This is a genomic window from Pseudomonas sp. PME37.24/025 (genome assembly GCF_055556615.1).
This window is the reverse complement of sequence record NZ_JBVHNK010000013.1, coordinates 44,558-65,435: the sequence shown is the minus strand read 5'-3', so window position 1 is coordinate 65,435 and position 20,878 is coordinate 44,558. Positions and strand designations below refer to the sequence as shown.

The 20,878-nt window shown below is 53.1% G+C and carries 15 protein-coding genes and 4 tRNA genes; 12 read left to right on the top strand and 7 right to left on the bottom strand.

Going from position 1 to position 20,878, the window contains the following annotated elements; all coding sequences use genetic code 11:
- Positions 1-246 precede the first annotated feature (246 nt).
- A complete protein-coding gene (gene folD / locus ACZ3HH_RS23020; protein WP_192342578.1) occupies positions 247-1,101 on the bottom strand; it encodes a bifunctional methylenetetrahydrofolate dehydrogenase/methenyltetrahydrofolate cyclohydrolase FolD in 855 nt (284 codons plus the stop codon).
- 279 nt (positions 1,102-1,380) lie between these two features.
- On the opposite strand from folD, the gene ACZ3HH_RS23015 reads away from it, so the two are divergent.
- The 12 genes from ACZ3HH_RS23015 to ACZ3HH_RS22960 all read left to right on the top strand — a co-directional run bounded on the left by ACZ3HH_RS23015 (position 1,381) and on the right by ACZ3HH_RS22960 (position 12,162).
- Positions 1,381-1,457, top strand: a tRNA-Arg gene (locus ACZ3HH_RS23015).
- Between the two features lie 41 nt (positions 1,458-1,498).
- Positions 1,499-1,574, top strand: a tRNA-His gene (locus tag ACZ3HH_RS23010).
- Between the two features lie 54 nt (positions 1,575-1,628).
- Positions 1,629-1,713: transfer RNA gene (locus ACZ3HH_RS23005), tRNA-Leu, on the top strand.
- 420 nt (positions 1,714-2,133) lie between these two features.
- Positions 2,134-3,444: a trigger factor gene (gene tig / locus ACZ3HH_RS23000; RefSeq protein WP_258616129.1), complete on the top strand. Its 1,311-nt coding sequence runs from the start codon at positions 2,134-2,136 to the stop codon at positions 3,442-3,444.
- 93 nt (positions 3,445-3,537) lie between these two features.
- Positions 3,538-4,173, top strand: a complete 636-nt coding sequence (clpP, locus tag ACZ3HH_RS22995; RefSeq protein WP_007901795.1) for an ATP-dependent Clp endopeptidase proteolytic subunit ClpP — start codon at positions 3,538-3,540, stop codon at positions 4,171-4,173.
- 112 nt (positions 4,174-4,285) lie between these two features.
- Positions 4,286-5,569, top strand: a complete 1,284-nt coding sequence (gene clpX, locus ACZ3HH_RS22990; protein ID WP_007946893.1) for an ATP-dependent Clp protease ATP-binding subunit ClpX — start codon at positions 4,286-4,288, stop codon at positions 5,567-5,569.
- A gap of 263 nt (positions 5,570-5,832) precedes the next feature.
- Complete coding sequence (gene lon, locus ACZ3HH_RS22985) at positions 5,833-8,229, top strand: endopeptidase La (RefSeq protein ID WP_007901802.1); 2,397 nt, start codon at positions 5,833-5,835, stop codon at positions 8,227-8,229.
- A gap of 149 nt (positions 8,230-8,378) precedes the next feature.
- Positions 8,379-8,651, top strand: a complete 273-nt coding sequence (locus ACZ3HH_RS22980; protein ID WP_002552737.1) for an HU family DNA-binding protein — start codon at positions 8,379-8,381, stop codon at positions 8,649-8,651.
- A 53-nt stretch (positions 8,652-8,704) separates the two neighbouring features.
- A tRNA-Asp gene (locus ACZ3HH_RS22975) sits at positions 8,705-8,781 on the top strand.
- Positions 8,782-8,883: 102 nt separating this feature from the next.
- The gene (locus ACZ3HH_RS22970) at positions 8,884-10,755 is read left to right on the top strand and encodes a SurA N-terminal domain-containing protein (protein WP_460145304.1); all 1,872 of its coding nucleotides are present in this window, start codon (positions 8,884-8,886) and stop codon (positions 10,753-10,755) included.
- Between the two features lie 229 nt (positions 10,756-10,984).
- The gene (locus ACZ3HH_RS22965) at positions 10,985-11,818 is read left to right on the top strand and encodes a DUF2242 domain-containing protein (protein WP_465807949.1); all 834 of its coding nucleotides are present in this window, start codon (positions 10,985-10,987) and stop codon (positions 11,816-11,818) included.
- 161 nt (positions 11,819-11,979) lie between these two features.
- Entirely contained in the window at positions 11,980-12,162 is a 183-nt protein-coding gene (locus tag ACZ3HH_RS22960; RefSeq protein ID WP_465807947.1) for a hypothetical protein, read from the top strand.
- A 3-nt stretch (positions 12,163-12,165) separates the two neighbouring features.
- Here ACZ3HH_RS22960 and ACZ3HH_RS22955 read toward each other — a convergent pair whose 3' ends face one another.
- The 6 genes from ACZ3HH_RS22955 to ACZ3HH_RS22930 all read right to left on the bottom strand — a co-directional run bounded on the left by ACZ3HH_RS22955 (position 12,166) and on the right by ACZ3HH_RS22930 (position 20,386).
- Positions 12,166-13,206 (bottom strand): AraC family transcriptional regulator, encoded by a 1,041-nt coding sequence (locus tag ACZ3HH_RS22955; RefSeq protein WP_465807945.1) that lies wholly within the window; start codon positions 13,204-13,206, stop codon positions 12,166-12,168.
- A 3-nt stretch (positions 13,207-13,209) separates the two neighbouring features.
- A complete protein-coding gene (locus ACZ3HH_RS22950) occupies positions 13,210-14,340 on the bottom strand; it encodes a carbon-nitrogen hydrolase family protein (protein WP_465807943.1) in 1,131 nt (376 codons plus the stop codon).
- Positions 14,341-14,835: 495 nt separating this feature from the next.
- Positions 14,836-16,953: a TniQ family protein gene (locus tag ACZ3HH_RS22945; protein ID WP_465807941.1), complete on the bottom strand. Its 2,118-nt coding sequence runs from the start codon at positions 16,951-16,953 to the stop codon at positions 14,836-14,838.
- Positions 16,950-17,942 (bottom strand): TniB family NTP-binding protein, encoded by a 993-nt coding sequence (locus ACZ3HH_RS22940; RefSeq protein WP_465807939.1) that lies wholly within the window; start codon positions 17,940-17,942, stop codon positions 16,950-16,952. The genes ACZ3HH_RS22945 and ACZ3HH_RS22940 overlap by 4 nt, the downstream gene beginning before the upstream one ends.
- A complete protein-coding gene (locus ACZ3HH_RS22935) occupies positions 17,881-19,758 on the bottom strand; it encodes a DNA-binding domain-containing protein (protein ID WP_465807938.1) in 1,878 nt (625 codons plus the stop codon). The genes ACZ3HH_RS22940 and ACZ3HH_RS22935 overlap by 62 nt, the downstream gene beginning before the upstream one ends.
- A complete protein-coding gene (locus ACZ3HH_RS22930) occupies positions 19,748-20,386 on the bottom strand; it encodes a hypothetical protein (protein ID WP_465807936.1) in 639 nt (212 codons plus the stop codon). Before ACZ3HH_RS22930 ends, ACZ3HH_RS22935 begins: the two co-directional genes overlap by 11 nt.
- Positions 20,387-20,878: the final 492 nt, after the last annotated feature.

The window sequence follows — 20,878 nt, the reverse complement described above, 5'->3', positions numbered from 1 at the left end:
ACCGTTTTGTAACGGGCTGTTTCTTTGAAAAGCGACGCATTTTAGGAGTATGTGCCAGGAAAGCCATAGGCGCCTGTAAACAAAGGGCCAAAGATGAATTATTTTTAATGCTGTACCCATTTTGTATCAATCTGGCTTTCCTGCTTCCCGATCTCTGACCAGTCGGTGGTCGAACTTTTTCTGCTGGCGAAAAAAACCCCGCGATAGGCGGGGTTTTTTTATGCGGCGCTGCAAGCAAGCGTGAACTCAGCCGTGCAGTGTTTCCGCCGCGTACAGCGTGTTCTCCAGCAAGCAAGCGCGGGTCATCGGGCCAACGCCGCCCGGTACCGGAGTGATCCATCCGGCACGGGGCAGGGCGGTTTCGTAGATCACGTCACCGACCAGCTTGCCGTCTTCCTGACGATTGATGCCGACGTCGATCACGATCGCGCCTTCCTTGATCCATTCACCTTTGACCAGGCCCGGTTTACCGGCGGCAACCACCACCAGGTCGGCGCGACCGACATGGCCCGCCAGGTCCTTGGTGAAACGGTGGGTAACGGTCACGGTGCAACCGGCCAGCAGCAATTCCATCGCCATTGGACGTCCAACGATGTTGGAAGCCCCGACAATGACCGCGTCCATCCCGTATAGATCAGCGCCGGTGCTTTCCAGCAACGTCATGATGCCTTTGGGTGTGCACGGGCGCAGCAGCGGAATGCGCTGGGCCAGACGGCCGACGTTATAAGGATGAAAACCATCGACGTCCTTGTCAGGACGAATGCGCTCCAGCAGTTTGGAGGCGTCCAGATGTTCGGGTAAAGGCAACTGAAGCAGAACGCCGTCAATCGCCGGGTCGTCGTTCAGGCGATCGATCAGGTCGGTCAGTGCTTCTTGAGTGGTTTCGGCAGGCAGGTCATAGGCTTGGGAAAGGAAGCCGACCTCTTCACAGTCTTTACGCTTGTGCGAGACATAAACCTGAGAGGCAGGATCGCTGCCGACCAGGATCACCGCGAGGCCGGGTGTGCGCAAGCCTTGCTGGCGACGCTCGGCGACTCGTTTGGCGATCTGCTGGCGCAGGCTGGCGGCGATCGATTTGCCGTCGATTAGTTGTGCAGTCATTGCGCGTGATTAACCATCGAGAGGGGGAAAAAAGAGAACGCATTCTCGCATGTCATGAGGTGAGGGCAAAGGCGCTTGGTCTGCAAATTCCCCTAACCCCTTTAATTAAATGAATTTTTTTTAAAAAAGAGTTGACGACCTTCAGGCTCACCTATAACATTCGTCGCACTTGTCGGGCACAGCCTAGCACTGGTTAAGAAGGTCGAGCAGAGTTGATGTTTAATTCGGTGAGACTGAAAGCACTTAGTTTGTAATCGTCCAAGAATACAGATTAACAAGGCGCCCGTAGCTCAGCTGGATAGAGCATCCGCCTTCTAAGCGGATGGTCGCAGGTTCGAGTCCTGCCGGGTGCGCCAATTAGGCAGCTTTGGCACAAGTAACGCAACATGGCAATATGGTGGGCGTAGCTCAGTTGGTAGAGCACGGGATTGTGACTCCCGTTGTCGAGGGTTCGATCCCCTTCGTCCACCCCATATTTAGAAAGGCGCCAGATTAACAGTCTGGCGCCTTTGCTTTAAAAGCTTGATGCGGATGTGGTGGAATTGGTAGACACACTGGATTTAGGTTCCAGCGCCGCAAGGTGTGAGAGTTCGAGTCTCTCCGTCCGCACCATTACAAACAGCTATTTAATAGCAGAAAACGGCGCAGCACCTGAAAAGGGCTGCGCCGTTTTTGTTTTAGAGGCCTGAATTTTCAAAACAACCGCATGTTCCGGGTTGAAAGGGCGGGTAGGTCGTCGAATTTATGTTTCTCGATGATGCCGATTCGCCCGTCGGTCCCCTCGCGGGGTCGGCTGTCAGGGATGGATTGCCGATTCTTTCTATATAGAAGGATTGGTACAGAGCCCCGGCATGACTGGCTGTATTTGCTAACAGGGCGAGGCACAACCGTTTGTCCCCCGCCTATAAACTGCCTGCTGCTTTTTTACCCGTTTTCAGTAGGGTGACTTCTTGAGTTTGACCCACTAGAATGCATGCCCTTGATTCTGGGGTCGGAAACGGCCGGCTAACGTCTGTGCAACGAGGAATATCCATGCAAGTTTCTGTTGAAAATACTTCTGCTCTTGAGCGCCGCATGAGCATCACCGTGCCGGCTGAGCGCATCGAGACTCAGGTCAACAAGCGTCTGCAGCAGACTGCCCAAAAGGCCAAGATCGCTGGCTTCCGTCCAGGCAAAGTGCCTATGAGTGAAATCAAGCGCCGTTTCGGTGCTGATGCACGTCAAGAAGCCGTGGGCGATGTGATCCAGTCTTCTTTCTATGAAGCTGTTGTTGAGCAGAAGCTGAACCCGGCTGGCGCTCCTTCGATCGAGCCTAAATCGATGGAAGCAGGTAAAGATCTGGAATACGTCGCAATTTTCGAAGTGTTCCCAGAGTTCACCGTTGCCGGTTTCGAAGGTATTGCCGTTGAGCGCCTGAGCGCTGACGTGGCTGATGCCGATCTGGACAAGATGCTGGAAATCCTGCGCAAGCAGAACACCCGTTTCGAAGTTGCCGATCGCGCTGCTCAGAATGAAGACCAACTGAACATCGATTTCGTCGGCAAAGTCGACGGTGAAGTGTTCGCTGGCGGTTCCGCCAAAGGCACCCAGCTGGTACTGGGTTCCGGCCGCATGATCCCTGGCTTCGAAGACGGTCTGGTTGGCGCTAAAGCCGGCGAAGAGCGCGTTCTGAACCTGACCTTCCCAGAGGACTATCAGAACCTCGACCTGGCAGGCAAAGCCGCTGAGTTCACCGTGACTGTGAACACCGTTTCCGAGCCAAAACTGCCAGAACTGACCGAAGAATTCTTCGCTCAATTCGGCATCAAGGAAACCGGTCTGGAAGGCTTCCGCACCGAAGTTCGCAAGAACATGGAGCGCGAACTGCGTCAGGCGATCAAATCCAAGGTCAAGAATCAGGTTATGGACGGTCTGCTGGCCACCAACCCGATCGAAGTGCCAAAGGCTCTGCTGTCCAACGAAGTCGACCGTCTGCGCGTGCAGGCTGTTCAGCAGTTCGGCGGCAACATCAAGCCTGACCAACTGCCGGCCGAGCTGTTCGAAGAGCAAGCCAAGCGCCGCGTTGTGCTGGGTCTGATCGTGGCTGAAGTGGTCAAGCAATTCGACCTCAAGCCTGACGAAGCCCGCGTTCGCGAGATGATTCAGGAAATGGCTTCGGCTTACCAAGAGCCTGAGCAGGTTGTGTCCTGGTACTACAAGAACGACCAGCAACTGAACGAAGTCCGTTCGGTTGTGCTGGAAGAACAAGTTGTGGATACTGTTCTGCAGAAAGCTAGCGTGACCGACAAATCGGTCTCTTACGAAGAAGCAGTCAAGCCGGTAGAAGCTCCACAAGCCGACTGATCGTTTTTGCGGTAAGAAGTACACACCATAAGCCAGCCTTCGTGCTGGCTTATGCGTATTCAAGACATAACTATTTGGGAGTGACTGCAGAGCATGTTCCGTAATTCGTATATTCAGCAGAACTCTGATATCCAGGCCGCAGGCGGCCTGGTCCCGATGGTTGTCGAGCAGTCTGCTCGTGGCGAGCGCGCCTATGACATCTACTCGCGCCTTCTCAAGGAGCGAGTGATCTTTCTGGTTGGTCCGGTAGAGGACTACATGGCCAACCTGATCTGTGCGCAACTGCTGTTCCTTGAAGCGGAAAACCCGGACAAGGACATCCATCTCTATATCAACTCGCCGGGCGGTTCGGTGACGGCGGGCATGTCGATCTACGACACCATGCAGTTCATCAAGCCAAACGTGTCGACCACCTGCATCGGTCAAGCGTGCAGCATGGGTGCGTTTCTATTGACGGCCGGTGCCCAAGGCAAGCGTTACTGCCTGCCGAACTCGCGTGTGATGATTCACCAGCCACTGGGCGGTTTCCAGGGCCAGGCCTCGGATATCGAAATCCATGCCAAGGAAATCCTCTTCATTCGTGAGCGTCTCAACACGCTGATGGCCAAGCATAGCGGGCGCACTCTTGAAGAAATCGAGCGCGATACCAACCGCGATAATTTCATGAGTGCAGAAGCAGCGCGTGAATACGGGCTGATCGATGAAGTGATCAACCAGCGCCCCGCTTAAAATAAGCAGCTCAAAATAAGGTTGGTCGGCGGGTCCGATCACCAGCGGGCTTGAAAAAGCCCGCAATAGCCTTCATCTTGTGTTGCAAGCCTATCGGATTTGGATCGAACGAATGACTGACACCCGCAACGGCGAGGACAACGGCAAGCTGCTCTATTGCTCCTTCTGTGGCAAAAGCCAGCATGAAGTACGCAAATTGATTGCCGGCCCCTCGGTCTTTATCTGCGACGAGTGCGTCGACCTGTGCAATGACATCATCCGTGAGGAGGTGCAGGAAGCCCAGGCCGAAAGCAGCGCGCATAAATTGCCTTCGCCTAAAGAAATCAGCGGCATCCTTGATCAGTACGTGATTGGTCAGGAACGTGCGAAAAAGGTTCTGGCCGTAGCGGTGTACAACCACTACAAGCGTTTGAACCAGCGTGACAAAAAGAATGACGACGTCGAACTCGGCAAAAGCAACATCTTGCTGATCGGCCCGACAGGCTCGGGTAAAACCCTGCTTGCCGAAACACTGGCCCGCTTGCTGAACGTTCCGTTCACCATCGCCGACGCAACCACCCTCACCGAGGCGGGTTATGTCGGTGAAGATGTCGAGAACATCATTCAGAAGCTGCTGCAGAAGTGCGATTACGATGTAGAAAAAGCCCAGATGGGCATTGTCTACATCGATGAGATCGACAAAATCTCGCGCAAGTCTGACAACCCGTCGATCACCCGGGACGTTTCCGGTGAAGGCGTGCAGCAGGCCCTGCTCAAGTTGATCGAAGGCACGGTCGCTTCCGTTCCACCTCAAGGTGGTCGCAAGCATCCGCAGCAGGAATTCCTTCAGGTCGACACCCGTAACATCCTGTTCATCTGCGGTGGTGCGTTCTCCGGTCTGGAAAAGGTTATTCAAAACCGTTCCACCAAGGGCGGCATCGGTTTCAACGCGGAAGTTCGCAGCAAGGAAGAAGGCAAGAAAGTCGGTGAGTCCCTGCGTGAAGTCGAACCTGACGATTTGGTCAAGTTCGGTCTGATCCCGGAGTTCGTCGGTCGTCTGCCGGTACTTGCCACGCTGGACGAGCTTGATGAGGCTGCGTTGATGCAGATTCTCACCGAGCCGAAAAATGCTCTGACCAAGCAGTATGCCAAGCTGTTCGAGATGGAAGGCGTGGACCTGGAATTCCGGGCCGACGCGCTGAAATCGGTCGCCAAACGTGCTCTGGAACGCAAAACCGGTGCCCGTGGACTGCGCTCGATCCTCGAAGGTGTATTGCTCGACACTATGTATGAAATCCCCTCGCAGTCCGAGGTGAGTAAAGTAGTGATCGATGAAAGCGTTATAGAAGGTAAGTCCAAGCCACTGTATATCTACGAAAACAGTGAGCCGGCTGCCAAGGCAGCGCCGGACGCCTAAGCGTCACACTGCTGAAATAAAGAAGGGGCCTTCGGGCCCCTTTGCTATTGTGGGGGCTGGCTTGTCGGATCGCCGCACCGCTGCGAAGGCGGTATGACATCCGAGCTTTTTGGATGTATCCGGACCCATGCAGGCGCTACCGTAAGCGTCGATCTTTAAAGTGGTTCTTTTATCCGCTTGTTTTTTTTGAAAGCAGCCCCCATCTTGGTTTCAAGCTTACATCCATCTGTTTACGGCCTTATGGCCGCCGTAGAGGCGAAATCATGAAGACAACCATCGAATTGCCTCTCCTGCCATTGCGTGATGTCGTGGTTTATCCGCACATGGTTATCCCGCTGTTCGTGGGGCGCGAGAAATCCATCGAAGCCCTCGAGGCAGCGATGACGGGCGACAAGCAGATCCTTCTGCTGGCTCAGCGAAATCCTGCTGACGACGATCCCGGTGAAGAAGCACTTTATCGCGTAGGCACCATCGCTACCGTTCTGCAGCTGCTCAAGCTGCCTGACGGCACGGTCAAGGTTCTTGTCGAAGGTGAGCAGCGGGGCGCCGTGGAGCGCTTCAGCGAAGTCGACGGCCACTGCCGTGCCGAAGTATCGCTGATCGACGAAGTCGACGCGCCTGAGCGCGAGTCGGAGGTGTTTGTCCGCAGCCTGCTGGCTCAGTTCGAACAATATGTGCAGCTGGGCAAGAAAGTCCCCGCTGAAGTCCTGTCGTCGCTTAACAGCATCGACGAGCCAGGTCGCCTGGTCGACACCATGGCCGCGCACATGGCCCTGAAGATCGAGCAGAAGCAGGAAATCCTCGAAATCATCGATTTGTCGGCCCGGGTCGAGCACGTTCTGGCGTTGCTGGATGCCGAGATCGATCTGCTGCAAGTCGAAAAACGCATTCGCGGCCGCGTTAAAAAGCAAATGGAGCGCAGCCAGCGCGAGTACTACCTGAATGAGCAGATGAAGGCCATTCAGAAAGAGCTGGGCGACAGCGACGAAGGCCACAACGAAATCGAAGAGCTGAAAAAGCGTATCGATGCCGCTGGTCTGCCGAAAGACGCGTTGGCCAAGGCTCAGGCCGAACTGAATAAGCTCAAGCAAATGTCGCCAATGTCTGCGGAAGCGACGGTGGTGCGTTCGTACATCGACTGGCTGGTTCAGGTGCCGTGGAAGGCCCAGAGCAAGGTGCGTCTGGACCTCGCTCGTGCCGAAGATATTCTCGACGCCGACCACTATGGTCTGGAAGAAGTCAAAGAGCGGATCCTCGAATACCTCGCCGTGCAGAAGCGCGTGAAGAAGATTCGTGGCCCGGTGCTGTGCCTGGTCGGTCCTCCTGGGGTGGGTAAAACCTCTCTGGCGGAGTCGATCGCTCACGCCACCAACCGCAAATTCGTCCGCATGGCCCTTGGTGGTGTGCGTGATGAGGCGGAAATTCGTGGTCATCGCCGGACTTATATCGGTTCGATGCCAGGAAGATTGATTCAAAAGATGACAAAGGTAGGCGTCCGCAACCCGCTGTTCCTGCTCGATGAAATCGACAAAATGGGCAGCGACATGCGTGGCGATCCGGCATCGGCGTTGCTGGAAGTGCTCGACCCCGAGCAGAACCACAACTTCAACGATCACTATCTGGAAGTCGACTACGACCTGTCCGATGTGATGTTCCTTTGCACCTCCAACTCGATGAACATTCCGCCAGCACTGCTGGACCGGATGGAAGTGATTCGTCTGCCGGGTTACACCGAAGACGAGAAGATCAATATCGCCGTCAAATACCTTTCGCCGAAGCAGATTACGGCCAACGGTCTGAAGAAGGGCGAGCTGGAATTCGACGCCGAAGCGATTCGCGACATCATCCGCTACTACACCCGCGAAGCCGGTGTACGTGGGCTGGAGCGCCAGATTGCCAAGGTTTGCCGCAAGGCGGTCAAAGAGCATGCGATGGAAAAACGCTTCTCGGTGAAGGTCACCGCCGACATGCTCGAGCACTTCCTGGGTGTGCGTAAATTCCGCTATGGTCTGGCTGAGTCGCAGGATCAGATCGGCCAGGTAACAGGCTTGGCGTGGACCCAGGTGGGCGGCGAATTGCTGACCATCGAAGCCGCGGTCGTACCGGGTAAAGGCCAGTTGATCAAGACGGGTTCCCTGGGTGACGTGATGGTCGAATCGATCACCGCAGCCCTGACCGTTGTCCGCAGCCGTGCGAAGAGCCTGGGGATTCCTCTGGACTTCCACGAGAAGCGCGACACGCATATCCATATGCCTGAAGGGGCAACGCCGAAAGATGGCCCTAGCGCCGGTGTAGGCATGTGCACGGCCCTGGTGTCAGCATTGACTGGCATTCCTGTACGCGCAGATGTTGCCATGACCGGCGAAATCACCTTGCGTGGTCAGGTGCTGGCGATTGGTGGATTGAAGGAAAAACTGCTGGCTGCTCACCGTGGCGGAATCAAGACGGTGATCATTCCTGAAGAGAACGTACGCGATCTGAAGGAAATTCCTGACAATATCAAGCAAGATCTACAGATTAAACCAGTTAAATGGATTGACGAGGTCCTGCAAATTGCGCTGCAATACGCGCCGGAGCCCTTGCCGGATGTGGTTCCGGAGATCGTTGCAAAGGATGAAAAACGCGAGTCTGACTCTAAGGAAAGAATTAGCACGCATTAGTACGCATTTGCCTGGGGGGCTTGTTGACAGTTTTTTAGAGCCCTTGTTATAAAGCGGCTCTTAAGTGTCTGTAGGCCATTCAGCACTCGTTTTTTTGCTTTCACCAAAAAACTTAGAATCAAACTCAAATAGATATAAGGGGACTTAGAGTGAACAAGTCGGAACTGATTGATGCTATCGCTGCATCCGCTGATATCCCGAAAGCTGCTGCTGGCCGTGCGCTGGACGCTGTAATCGAATCCGTCACTGGCGCTCTCAAGGCTGGCGACTCTGTTGTTCTGGTTGGTTTCGGTACCTTCTCCGTGACCGATCGTCCAGCTCGCATCGGTCGTAACCCACAGACTGGTAAGACGCTGGAAATCGCCGCCGCCAAAAAACCAGGTTTCAAAGCCGGTAAAGCACTGAAAGAAGCTGTCAACTAAGTTCGATTCAGGTTTTTGCCTATCCGGGTCGGGGTCATTCCTGACTTGGCAGCGGAGCGGTAGTTCAGTCGGTTAGAATACCGGCCTGTCACGCCGGGGGTCGCGGGTTCGAGTCCCGTCCGCTCCGCCAGTTACGAGAAGGCGCATCCTCGGATGCGCCTTTCTTCTATCCGGATTCTACCCACGCTCCACGGTTGCCTAATTTTGAAGTTCAACCGTTTCTGGGGGACGCATGCTGCAGAATATCAGGGACAATTCACAAGGCTGGATTGCCAAGACCATTATCGGGGTCATCGTTGCATTGATGGCTTTGACCGGTTTCGACGCCATTTTCAAGGCCACGACGCACAGCAATGATGCGGCCAAGGTCAATGGCGAAGAAATCAGCCAGAACGAGCTGAGCCAGGCGGTCGATATGCAACGCCGTCAGCTCATGCAACAGCTGGGCAAGGATTTCGATGCTTCCTTGCTCGACGAAAAAATGTTGCGTGAATCGGCCCTCAAAGGCCTGATCGATCGCAAACTGCTGCTGCAAGGCGCAGAAAAATCGAAATTCGCTTTCTCTGAAGCGGCTTTGGATCAGGTGATCCTGCAAACACCTGAATTCCAGGTGGATGGCAAGTTCAGCGCCGAGCGCTTCGATCAGGTGATCCGTCAACTCGGCTATAGCCGTCTGCAATTCCGCCAGATGCTGGCTCAGGAAATGTTGATCGGTCAGCTGCGCGCTGGCTTGGCCGGTAGCGGCTTTGTCACCGATGCACAGGTTCTGGCCTTCGCCCGTCTGGAAAAACAGACCCGCGATTTCGCCACCTTGAACATCAAGGCAGATCCTGCGGCGGTGAAACTGACTGACGACGAAGTCAAAGCCTACTACGACGAACACGCCAAAGAATTCATGACGCCGGATCAGGTGGTCATCGACTACCTCGAATTGAAGAAGGCGTCCTTCTTTGATCAGGTCAGCGTCAAGGACGAAGACCTGCAAGCGGCGTATCAGAAAGAAACCGCGAACCTGTCCGAGCAACGCCGGGCTGCGCATATTCTGATCGAAGTGAACGATAAGGTGACCGAGGCGCAAGCCAAGGCCAAAATCGAAGAAGTGCAGGCGCGTTTGGCCAAAGGCGAGAAATTCGAGGCCCTGGCCAAGGAATTCTCCCAGGATCCAGGCTCGGCGAACAACGGCGGTGACCTCGGCTATGCAGGTCCAGGCGTCTATGATCCAGCGTTTGAAAAAGCCCTGTATTCGTTGGCCAAGGATCAGGTTTCTGAGCCGGTTCGCACTGACTTCGGTTTCCACCTGATCAAGCTGCTGGGCGTTGAAGCCCCTGAAGTGCCGACGTTTGCCAGCCTGAAAGACAAGCTGACCCGCGAGCTGAAAACCCAGCAGGTCGAGCAGCGTTTCGTCGAGGCGACCAAGCAATTGGAAGACTCTTCGTTCGAGGCCTCCGATCTGGCCCAGCCAGCACAGGACCTGAAGCTGACCGTCCACACCTCCGCGCCATTCGGCCGTGAAGGTGGCGAAGGTGTTGCCGCCAACCGTGCCGTGGTGACCGCTGCGTTCAGTCCTGAAGTGCTGGATGAGGGTGCCAACAGCACCGCCATCGAGCTGGACCCGGAAACCGTGATCGTTCTGCGCGCCAAGGAACACCGCAAGCCTGAGCAGCTGCCGCTGGAAAGCGTGGCTGCCAGCATCCGTGCGCAACTGACCAAGGAGCATGCCAGTGCTGCCGCCAAGACCAAGGCTGATCAACTGATCGTCAGCCTGCGCGATGGCAAGACTGCACTGGACAAGGCGATCGACGGCCAGAACTGGAAAGTGACTCAAGCTGCGACTCGTGCTCAGGAAGGGGTCGACCCAACTGTGCTGCAAGCGCTGTTCCGCATGCCGAAACCGGTTGCCAAAGACAAGCCGACCTTCAGCAGCGTGACCCTGGCCGATGGTAGCCTGGTGATCGTGCGTCTGAACGGCGTGAACGAAGCTGCGGCACCGACCGAAGAAGAGAAGGCTCAATACCGTCGCTTCCTCGCCTCGCGCATTGGCCAGCAAGACTTTGCGGCCTACCGCAAACTGTTGGAAAGCGAGGCTGAGATCAAGCGTTTCTGATGCTTGACTGAGCTTTGCGCGACACAAAGACCCCGGCCGAAAGGCTGGGGTTTTTTATGGGTGAAACAAAAACGGCATGAGCTACCCGTCGCCTGCTTATTTACCGCGCGACTTTTTCCTGTCAGTAACAGTCAGTAGACTTGTAACTGTTTCAAGACACTAAACGGTGCGACGCTAAGCATCGATCTGTTGCACAATACGCCCCGAACCGTTTTTCTCAGGATGTTCAATGTTTAAATCAATTCCCATGCGTGTTTTCGGGCTGGCCTTGGTGCTGGCCGCCGCTGCCGGTTGTTCGTCGAAGAAAGCCGCCATCTACGAGCATGAGAACTTCGACGATTCCGGAACGTTCTCGCGCAACTATCCGGTGACCGATGCGCAGACCTGCGAGGCCGCCCGTCGGGCTTTGCTCAGCCAGGGTTACATCATCACCAGCGCCGATCCGAAACTGGTCAGTGGGCACAAGAGCTTCCAGCAGACTGGCGATACCCACATGGAGATCAGCTTCAGTGTGGTCTGTGCCGATGACGGCAGCGAGGGGCACCACGCGACCATGTTCGCTAACGCTCTTCAGGACCGTTATGCGCTGAAGAAGACCAACAACTCCGCCAGCCTCGGTGTGGGTGTGTTGGGCTCGGTATCGATGCCGATCGGCTCGTCCGATGACTCGATGGTAAAAGTCGCCAGCGAAACCGTATCCTCGGCCAAGTTCTACGAGCGTTTCTTTGCCTTGGTCGAGTTGTTCCTGCCGCCGGAAGCGAAGAAAGCCGCGCACATTATCGAGAAGCCAAAGACTGATCTGGGTGTGCCTGAAGCCAAGGCTGCGCCGGCTCAGTTGGCGCCGACCCCGGCGGCAGAACCTGCGCCTGCTCCAGCGCCAGCAGCTGAACCCGCACCAGCCAGTTCGGAGCCTGTTGTGCCTCCTGCTGAAACGGCGCCGATTACCCCGGAGCAGGGCAGCGAGCCGAGTTCGTCCACGGAATCGGCGACTCCACCGGCGGATTCAAGCACCATGCCGGCACCGACCGAGCCAATTTCGGCCATGCCTGTCTCCGGCCAGTAATAGGCTGATGTTACGGATCGGGTCAGACGACTCCGATCCCGTAACACTTTCCAAGATTGATCCACATCAAATCGAGCCGTATTCCTACAGCTCGTATCGAAAAAATCCTGTGATAAATTCCTGACCACCTGCTACGTTTTATTCAGTAGCGATGTAGTGTCATGCCCGCGTCATTTTTCTTTCATGCGGACACTTTATGCTCAGGGCGCTGGTCATTTATTCAAACGATTTTTTCAACAGGCGATGGGGGTTTAATAATGGACGATTATCAAGAAGAACTGCTCGAGTATCAGGCGTTTGAACTGGACCCGCTGGAACCGGCCGAAGACGCTACAGAGTTGTAAGCCTTACGCGGATTGGCGATGACTGCGGCGAAACTCGCCGGGGGTCTGGCCGTTCCAGCGTTTGAAGGCCCGTTGGAAGGCTTCGGCTGAGGCAAAACCCAGCAGGTAGGCGATTTCCCCGAACGCCAGTTCGGTGTCGCGGATGTAGGTCATGGCGAGGTCGCGGCGTGTATCGTTGAGAATTGCACGAAATTGCGTGCCTTCCTCGGCGAGTTTGCGACGTAAGGTCCAGGTTGGCAGCTTCAGGCGTGCCGCCACTTCTTCCAGGTCGGGTTCCCGACCACCATTGAGCAACGGCCCCAGTAACTGAGTGATGCGTTCACGCAGGCTGCGGGTGCGTGTCAGTTGCTCCAGTTCCCGTTCACACAGTTGCAGCAGGTGCCGCCAAGTGCTCGGGCAGTGCTGCGGGTTGCGCTGGGCGAGGCTGTCCAGGCTCAGGCGCAGTTGATTCTGTTCGGCACCAAACTGAATCGGACAATCCCCCAGCACGGCGTACGCCTCGCGGTAATCCGGCGCTGCAAATTCGATCTCGATCCGTTCGGCGCGTAGCGGGGCAGGGCTTACGCTGGACAACTGCTGCAACCAACCAGCGATGATCGAATCCACCACGAAGCGGTTGTAGGCGTTGTAGGGGCTGATGGAATAGAACCGCAGCCAGGCGCCTTGGGTGTCTTCATGAAAGCTCGACTGGCCGCGATAGTTGGAGCCATACAGCGCTTCGAAGCGAATCAGGCAGCGCGCCGCTTCCCGCACGGTGGGGGCTTGGGCGGCGGTGACTCCGGCCAGGCCGGCCTGGCTCAGGCGACTGAGCTGGCCCATGCGCAAACCCAGTGTCGGGTCGTCGGTCAGTTGAATGGCGCCGTGACCCAGGCGCATGTAGCGCGGGATCGAGAGACGGGCGCCGGCTTCGGCCAGCCGTGCGGCATCGAGGCCGTATTGTTCGAGCAGTGGTTGTGGGTCCAGGCCATGGCTGCGCACGGCGTCGGCCAAGCTATGGACGAAGCCCACCGACAAATCCCCGAGGCGCATCGGCTGCGGTTTCATCGCTTACAGCCAGAGGTTCAGCAAACGCGCGCCCCGGGCATCGCCGTCGGCGAATTGTTGCCCGTTGCTGCTGAGGAAGCTTTGACCGGCGCTGCCCTTGTCCCAGAACTGACCGCGCAGGAACACGCTCATGCCGGCGATGGCCTGGTTGCCGGACGGTCGGGCGATCAGCGTCAGCCGATGCCAGGCCTGACCTTCACTGAGTTCGCCAGCCTTGAGACTCACAGAGTTCGGCGTGGACTGGCCTTTGTAGCCGCGCCACGGTTGATCCCAGGACCCGCGCCCGACGACGAACGCCGGGACCGCCACCAGTTGCGCGCCTTGATCGTCGAGTTTGCGATAGTTGTCCGGATACCAACTGTCGCTGCCGATCAGAACGCCCAAGCGCCCGGCTGGTGTATCGACGACGTTGATCGTGTGCTCGGAACTGGCTTCGACAGTGTCGTGCCCAGCGAAAGTCGGGTGCATTTGCCGTTGAGGCTGGCCAATCGGCAAACCGTCGCGACCGAACACTACGCTGCTGTTGTACAAGGCACCGCGGCCAATCTTCAGGGTGCCATCGCTGACACTCGGCTCGGGCAACACGATGGAACCCGCCACCAGAGTGATACGGAATTCTTTCGCCAGGCCGCCGAACAGCGCTTGATAACTCTTGGCCATTTTCTTGGCTTTCATCCGCAAGTGCGCGTCGTCGAGGCGGCTACCGCCTTCGGCGCTGATCAGGGCGCGGATGAACAGCAACGGGTTGCTCACCGCCAGCCAGTTCATGGCTTCCTTGAGCGTAGTGGCCTGGTACAACTCGTCCTTTTCGCCGCTGATCATCAGCCAGGTACCGACGTGTTCGGGCAGTACGACGATGGTTTTTTCATTCAGCAGGCCCTGATCCTGAGCCTTCTGCAAGTAGGCCGCGAGTTTGCGGTGCAGGCGTTCGGGGCTTTGATAATCGGTGGGGAATAGCTCGGGCTGGATACCCAGCAGATTGCCACGATCGGCGGGAGTGCCCTGATCGACCGCGAGATTGATGCGCAGGTCCGACAGGTAATGACCCACCGGACGGTCCGCGGCCCACATTGCGTAGGTCGTGAGGGCGGCGATCAACGCCATGGAGAAGGTCAGGTACAAAAGTTTGCGCATGGGGAAACAGTTAACGGCCGTGTGCAGGCATGGGTTTTCATTGGTCCCGAAATTGTAGCATCAGCAAAAACAATGGGTTACCAGAAAGTTTTCTCACTATGAGAAATCTTTTTTCCACTTAAGTTGGTGTTTTTCGAAAAGTAGAGCATCGCTTTTGCAATCAGAGCCTTTGCCCTGTGTCAGGGCGCAAGATTGAATGAATTATCAAGGGGGAATCTGGATCATTTGGGGAAGAGATTTGTTACTGGATGAGTGCGGGCGTCGGTCAGATGTCGGAATGTTTGCTAGTGGCGATTTCTTTGAGCTGTAATTTTTACAAAGCTGGCGATGGTTTAGAAACTCACAGGCCGAGTATAAGATAAACAATATTGGTCTCGGTTTGCTCATTTCTTAGCAAATTCACTAATATATATGATTGATCGTTAGTTTGGTGTCAGTCGTCTTCGAGAAACTTTGCGTGAATAATTTCCAAATTGGATGTTGTGTTGTTCCTGCTTATGATGTGGTTGAGGGTGATTTGTTATTTGTGTCGAGCTTTTTAATGGGATCGATGCCTATAGATTCGGCTATGGCTTTGAGTGTCTCAGAAGACGTCAGATAATGGTTGTAGATTTTACGTATGGGCTTGATAGTATTTCGTAGCCTACGTGTCGTGTTGGGGGTTTTATGTCGGCCATTTAGTACATTATTGGCTTCGTCTAATCTTATGATTGTATGCCCATTGATAGCATCTGGATGGTCGGGTGGCAGAGGTCTAATTTTTCCTGCATCTATAAGTGCAACTATTACTGGTTTGGAAACTCGAAATTTTATGCATAGAGTGGTCAGTGTAATGTATGTGCTGTAGTGTGCATAAATCTTTTTTGCATTCTCAAGTGTGATATAAGCCCTCTCTAGATTAATAAATTGAATAAAACCGGTTTCAATATATCGTGTGTGGATGATGCGGGAGTCACAGCCGGTTATTTCGTCGAACTCCGAAACAGATAGATGCTCTTTCCTCCAATTGAGTGCCTTTTCCAATCCTTCAATGGTGCAGTATTGCCTAGGTATTTTTTTCGCCCTTTGGACCGGTCCGGCTGCGGATTCTAATATCCCTAATTTTACAAGCGCGTAGACGTCTTTTGCGGGCATGCCTAGATGCTCGGAAACTACGTTGAACGTCATCATTCCTTTAGGAGGGGGGGCTGCCTTGAAAAGTTTCATGTTTCGCTGATCTAGTCGGTGGCGCAAAATTTCGGGTAGCTGTTTTCTTTGGTATATCAAAAGATTTTTTCCGTAGCGGGTAGTTCGTATCGCTATCGGCGCTAGGTTTAAAAGAAGGGGTCTGAGTTCGTTGCTCAGTAATCCGCTGTTTCTAGTTATTTCGCTCCTCAGTATATATTTTGCATTGAATTCCTGGGCTAATTTCAAAGTAGTGCTTAATCTTGAGGAGCTATCGATTTTTGCCCCTTTTAGTAGGCCGGCTTTTATAAGTCTGCGTACGGTTGAAGGGGTCGAACCTAAGAGTTCAGCTGCCGCTATGTGATTCAATAACTCGAATCCTGGCAATGGCTCCGCAGGAATGTCATCTCGTTCCCATTCAATGTCCTTGTGGGTGTATATCGTTTTGCATAGTTGAGGGCATTGAAAGGTTTTTCGCACGGAGTACCGAGTAGATGAACCTACACAGCGGCGATCACTTCGTAATGCCATGAAATTCTCATAAGTGCCGAATATTAGCTTCATCTCTTGAGCTTCAAAAACCAGTTCGCCGCACGAGCAATTGGCAGCATGGCTCTTAGGTCGAGTCTGGCTTGCACTGAAATAGTATTCTTGAGCGTATTGACTGAGCATGGAGTTTGCGCTGAGTAGAAAAGGGGCAAGTAACGCACGGCGGTGGAGGCTTGGAAATCGTTCCTGCAACTTTTCCACTTCTCGAAAAAAAAAGGTTCTGTTACCTGTCGCTATTCTTGTGCAACACTCTAGAATAATTTTTCGATTTTCATGTGCGTGAGCGAAGCGCATCGCGGTCATGGCTGAAGCGAAGAGAGAAAAGAACTGCACATCTTTTTGATTCAATGCCGTGCTGAGTAATTGACTCATGTTTTTGTTTAGTAACACAGTCGGAGTCAGACGTAGGTCGAAGCCACAGGGGCAGAAGTAGTTATTTATACTGCGCCACTCGAGTTTATTTTCGCATTTGGGACACATCTCAATGTATGATTCTCCATGTATTGGGCATACATCGGAGAAATTGAAAGAATGCATCTGGTTGAGAACGCCGTCCCGAGCACAGCCAGGGCAAAGAGCCAAGTCTGTTCTCAACAACGTCGAAGCAAAAAATACCCCGCCAACTTCAATTTCGTGGAGCGAACTTCGTTGTGTGGTAGTGTAAAAACACGCTTTGATACTGGCTTTTTCATGCTGGTCGAAAAGTGGGTGACTGGCCAGTAAACTGCAGATCGCATGGGCTTGCAGAAGCCGAGAGAATGTTGTGCAGCGGTGATAATGCTTATGGGCGTCAAGAAGAAGCTGCTTTGTTGATATACCATTGCCGATAGCACAACGATATATCAACGACATAGCGCTTTCCTGATCTTTCGGAAGCGGGAAAAATACGAGTGGACTCATTTTTTCTTCCTGGGAACTGTGATTATTTTTTTCAACTGTGCAGTGGTCATCTCGAATGGGTTTTCTTTTGTAAGGCGTAGTGACACCTTGACGTACTTGCAGCCGACAGCTAAATCTTCAATCAGCAAATCTCCGTCGTTTCTTTTGAGTGCATTCGCTGTAGCGGAAAATAGAGTGTTAAATAGGCCGCGGAAGTTTCCACCTGTAGCGACGTAAAAGGCAAGTACCAATCTTTCATCTGTGAGCGCGGGAATATTGGCGAAGCCAATTTCAGCCTTTAAATGAACTGCATAGGCTCGAAGTACCTTGGAAAAGGTGTTCCAGTTTTCCGGTGTACTCAAGGAAAAAGGTTGCAAATAGGCACGGTACGGAAAGCGATCAGTGAGTGCGGCGCGCAAATCGATAATTTCTTCGGCATCACACTCTCCAACCAGTAGCACTGGTCGTTGAAATATGTCCATGAGTACTTTCAAAAAATCTGCGGTGTTCTTGATGGCTTTACTGGTGCCTGTTCGATAAAGGTGTGGCCATTCATCTAGTATAAGCAGTTTGGCTTGGCAGCTCACAAGTGTTTGAAAAAGACAAGTTTCTAGTGTTTCCTGATTTTGGTAGGCTCGATAAGCTCCAAACTCCCTCAACAACCTGGCCATAAGCGATTTGACCGTTGCTTCGTTCGGAACAAGGCAAGATACGACAGGCACAATTTTTTGAACACCATCTTCCGATTTTACAAAACGTGCACGGGGATATTCATTGGTCAGTTGTTGACAAATACGGCTTTTGCCTGTGCCCGAATCGCCCAGTAGTACTGCTCCACAGTTTCCACCCAGCACATCTGCAGCCTCAATCGAACGATGGAGCGTCTCCAGCGCTTCTGAATAGGAAGGGTGGAGGATAGTGAACTCTTTGAATTGCTTCAGTTTCGCTTTAATGTTCGGTTTCATCATTATCTCCAACACCCGTGTAAAGCGTTTCAAAATCTTCGTCATCCACGCTGAAGCCTCCTGTGCTACAAACATGCGATGAAGCAGTGTCTACCTCTCCTCCTATAATCGGTAATTTAGTACTGTTATGTTTTTTGTTTTTTGCTTTGTTGTTAGCTAGTTTGCAGGCCTCCACGTATTCATTGAGTTCGTAAAGCTTTATGAGTGCGATATTTTCGTCAAATGCTCTCTTTTCGCGCGATAGCTGCTCCATTATTAGTTTATGATCGCTGAGTGTCAGACCATTTTGATATTTCGGATTAGTTCCAATCGCCGGATGCTTATCATCTGGTGTCTCGGGATGAGCCACCCAGACGGTGCCGAGGTCACAAGGATTGTAGTAGATCACTGCCTTTTGATCCCGTTTAAGCTTCTGGCGAACCTCAGGTATTCCAGCCCCAAACCAAGTAAGATGTTCGGTATTGACTCGTCCCCCGTCGAGTCTCAAATACCATCTGCTTACGCACAGTTGTTTTAGTTCTTCTTCGGTGTATCGTTCAGCGGGGGGCGCGAGTGCGCTTAATTGAGCCTTCGCTTGTGCTGGGCTGGAATATAACCCGTCGTGCCAAGTGTTATGGTATACCTCCAGCCAAGATGCATAGGCTGTGCGTAATTGCTCTAGATCTAAACATGCGCATTCTTCCGAGGCATAATCACCTCGTGCCTTTGGCGAGCCTTTGGTTGTACCTGGAAGATTGTTGGTAAAGCCGGTACTGACGGTGCCGAAGAAACGTTCCATGATAGCTTTCGCGTCAGGATCACCAACGGGAACGTAATCAGGGTTGATACCCAAGGTCTTAAACGTGGTAATGGCCCAGTTGTTCAATATTTCCGAGCCATGATCTGCTACGACTCCGGCCATCTTGCCGTTTTTGATGATCGCTCGGATCGTCGCTCGCATCATTTTTTCCGCGCATGGGGCGCCAAGTGAGATATCCCATCCAGAGTTTTCCCGAGTGGCGGGAACGATGTGTGCGGAAAGTATTGGTCGTCCGACCACGTCTGTTTTTTTATCTTTCACATACACGTTCATCTCGTGGCTATCAAAAATAGTCACGGAATATGGATCGTCATCGATAAACAGATGACCGCTAAACTTATTCTTTTTTTTGGCGGCTTTGGTACCCTCTCGTTGTTGGGTGACGTAGTAACAATCTTTTTGCAATATCCTGCGACGGAAGGTTGCGTACGACGGTATTTCAATTGTCTCGCCGTTATACTTAATACGCTCTCTGTTTTCTTTTGCGACATGCCCCTTTAGTAACTTATATGTATGAGTTATAGATGGTCGCTCCTTTTGAAGGTAAACTGTCTTTATGTAGTGCTGTATGAGATTTTCAGTGCAAACTGGTAGTCGTTTGGGACGAGATTTAGGTGCCAATCTGAGGAGTGATAAGGGATTGCAGTTGTTATCCGATAACTTCTTTTTCCATCTCCAAACGGAAATCAGGCTCGGTGGATTGTCATCGTGAATTCTGGAGGCGACGCGCTTGATCAGCGCCTCGGCTGCGACGCGTGGAAGCCTGCCTCCGAGGCTCTCCAAGCACTCGATTGCGTAAGCATAATGTGAGTGAGCCTTTTCTTGCTGTGGCTCAGGCATTGATGCAAAGCGGACAGCGGGGTTGATGTCAATGGGCGCACATTGGTGCAGAAGCAACTTTCCCTTTTGCTCCATGCTGGCAAACATGTCGCGCTCGATGAAGCGGCGGTATTGATGAATCAACGAACACATAGCAATGTCGTTACCATCAATACTTATGACTTCGTAGATTTGACCATCTAGCCTGTACTGCGCACCGACCTTTGGTTCGCTAATGTTCATCACGAGCCCCCCAAATCGGAGTTTCAAGGGTCAGGCGTTGACTGAGGTCAAAATCTAGCAAGCGTTCAAACAGGGCTCTATAGATTGCGCGCTCACGGACTTGGGATGGGTGCACCAATAGTTGCCGCAAGCTGACCGGGTACTGCAGTGCGGGTAGTAGCCGCATACAACAGCCAAACTCATCAGGGCTGACGTTAAATGAATGAAAGTATAGGAACTTAAGACTCCTCAGCCGTTCAGCGGGACGAATTTTGGCGAGGTCGGCCAATACCAATTGGATCCCTTTCTCGCGTAATGTTTCCTGTGCTACGCGAAGTGTTGTCGCCCAGCGCGAAGACAGTTCGTTGAAGTTGACCTTGACCTCGGTGTAGTAGCATTGCTCGGACGTTTCCACCTGGAAGTCGGGTCGGTATCGGCGCTGGCGATTATTGATCAGAAGTTGCAGTTCGCCTGGCTGACTAACGTACTGAATCACTGCTAGATCGTATTCTAAGTGCACACAATAGTCGGCTTCGAGGGTGCTATGGCACACCACCTGAGTGTGGTTCTTCCGAGAAGGGAAAAACAGTAGGTGTTTGCCGTATCCGTCTCGTCGCGTAATCTCGCGGATCGCTATCTGGCTTTCCATCGATTGCCTCCAATACATCAGGCATAGGTCTAATCATGGAACTAGATAAAATCGCTATAATTTCCCGATTGATTAACTAGGTTTGCGCATATGATTGTCTCCGCCACTGAGGGAGGAATTCTGAAGGGGCTTTTGGCCAGACTTGCGAGTATCGAGATCGCCCGGCCCTTGCTTACAGATCTTCAACCACTCTTCGAACTGTCTACGTAGTTCTGCCAGTGTCATGCTGTTCTCCTTTGCTAAATTCCGGTCGTCTGTCATATGAAGAATGTAGCGATTAAATGCTCGGAAAAACCGTTAAAATTTCGCGCTCTGCTCGTGGGGCATTGAGTTGCAGAGCATCACGTCTAGGTTGATATCGTTCAGCGCTTGTACGATTCTTCTGGAGTCCATCCCGGAATCCACCATGTAATAAGGTTTCCTTTTTTAACGCAATGTCTCCCATTGGCCACGTATGGTTGCGTACTGTAATGATTGATAGACCGAGCAACA

What these genes read in the sequence shown, in the direction of transcription:
- ACZ3HH_RS22940 (WP_465807939.1), bottom strand. Translation starts at nt 17,942, where the DNA reads ATGACGAAGATTTTGAAACGCTTTACACGGGTGTTGGAGATAATGATG.
- ACZ3HH_RS22935 (WP_465807938.1), bottom strand. Translation starts at nt 19,758, where the DNA reads ATGAACATTAGCGAACCAAAGGTCGGTGCGCAGTACAGGCTAGATGGT.
- lon (WP_007901802.1), top strand. Translation starts at nt 5,833, where the DNA reads ATGAAGACAACCATCGAATTGCCTCTCCTGCCATTGCGTGATGTCGTG.
- tig (WP_258616129.1), top strand. Translation starts at nt 2,134, where the DNA reads ATGCAAGTTTCTGTTGAAAATACTTCTGCTCTTGAGCGCCGCATGAGC.
- ACZ3HH_RS22930 (WP_465807936.1), bottom strand. Translation starts at nt 20,386, where the DNA reads ATGGAAAGCCAGATAGCGATCCGCGAGATTACGCGACGAGACGGATAC.
- ACZ3HH_RS22965 (WP_465807949.1), top strand. Translation starts at nt 10,985, where the DNA reads ATGTTTAAATCAATTCCCATGCGTGTTTTCGGGCTGGCCTTGGTGCTG.
- ACZ3HH_RS22970 (WP_460145304.1), top strand. Translation starts at nt 8,884, where the DNA reads ATGCTGCAGAATATCAGGGACAATTCACAAGGCTGGATTGCCAAGACC.
- ACZ3HH_RS22945 (WP_465807941.1), bottom strand. Translation starts at nt 16,953, where the DNA reads ATGAGTCCACTCGTATTTTTCCCGCTTCCGAAAGATCAGGAAAGCGCT.
- clpP (WP_007901795.1), top strand. Translation starts at nt 3,538, where the DNA reads ATGTTCCGTAATTCGTATATTCAGCAGAACTCTGATATCCAGGCCGCA.
- ACZ3HH_RS22955 (WP_465807945.1), bottom strand. Translation starts at nt 13,206, where the DNA reads ATGAAACCGCAGCCGATGCGCCTCGGGGATTTGTCGGTGGGCTTCGTC.
- ACZ3HH_RS22960 (WP_465807947.1), top strand. Translation starts at nt 11,980, where the DNA reads ATGCCCGCGTCATTTTTCTTTCATGCGGACACTTTATGCTCAGGGCGC.
- ACZ3HH_RS22950 (WP_465807943.1), bottom strand. Translation starts at nt 14,340, where the DNA reads ATGCGCAAACTTTTGTACCTGACCTTCTCCATGGCGTTGATCGCCGCC.
- folD (WP_192342578.1), bottom strand. Translation starts at nt 1,101, where the DNA reads ATGACTGCACAACTAATCGACGGCAAATCGATCGCCGCCAGCCTGCGC.
- clpX (WP_007946893.1), top strand. Translation starts at nt 4,286, where the DNA reads ATGACTGACACCCGCAACGGCGAGGACAACGGCAAGCTGCTCTATTGC.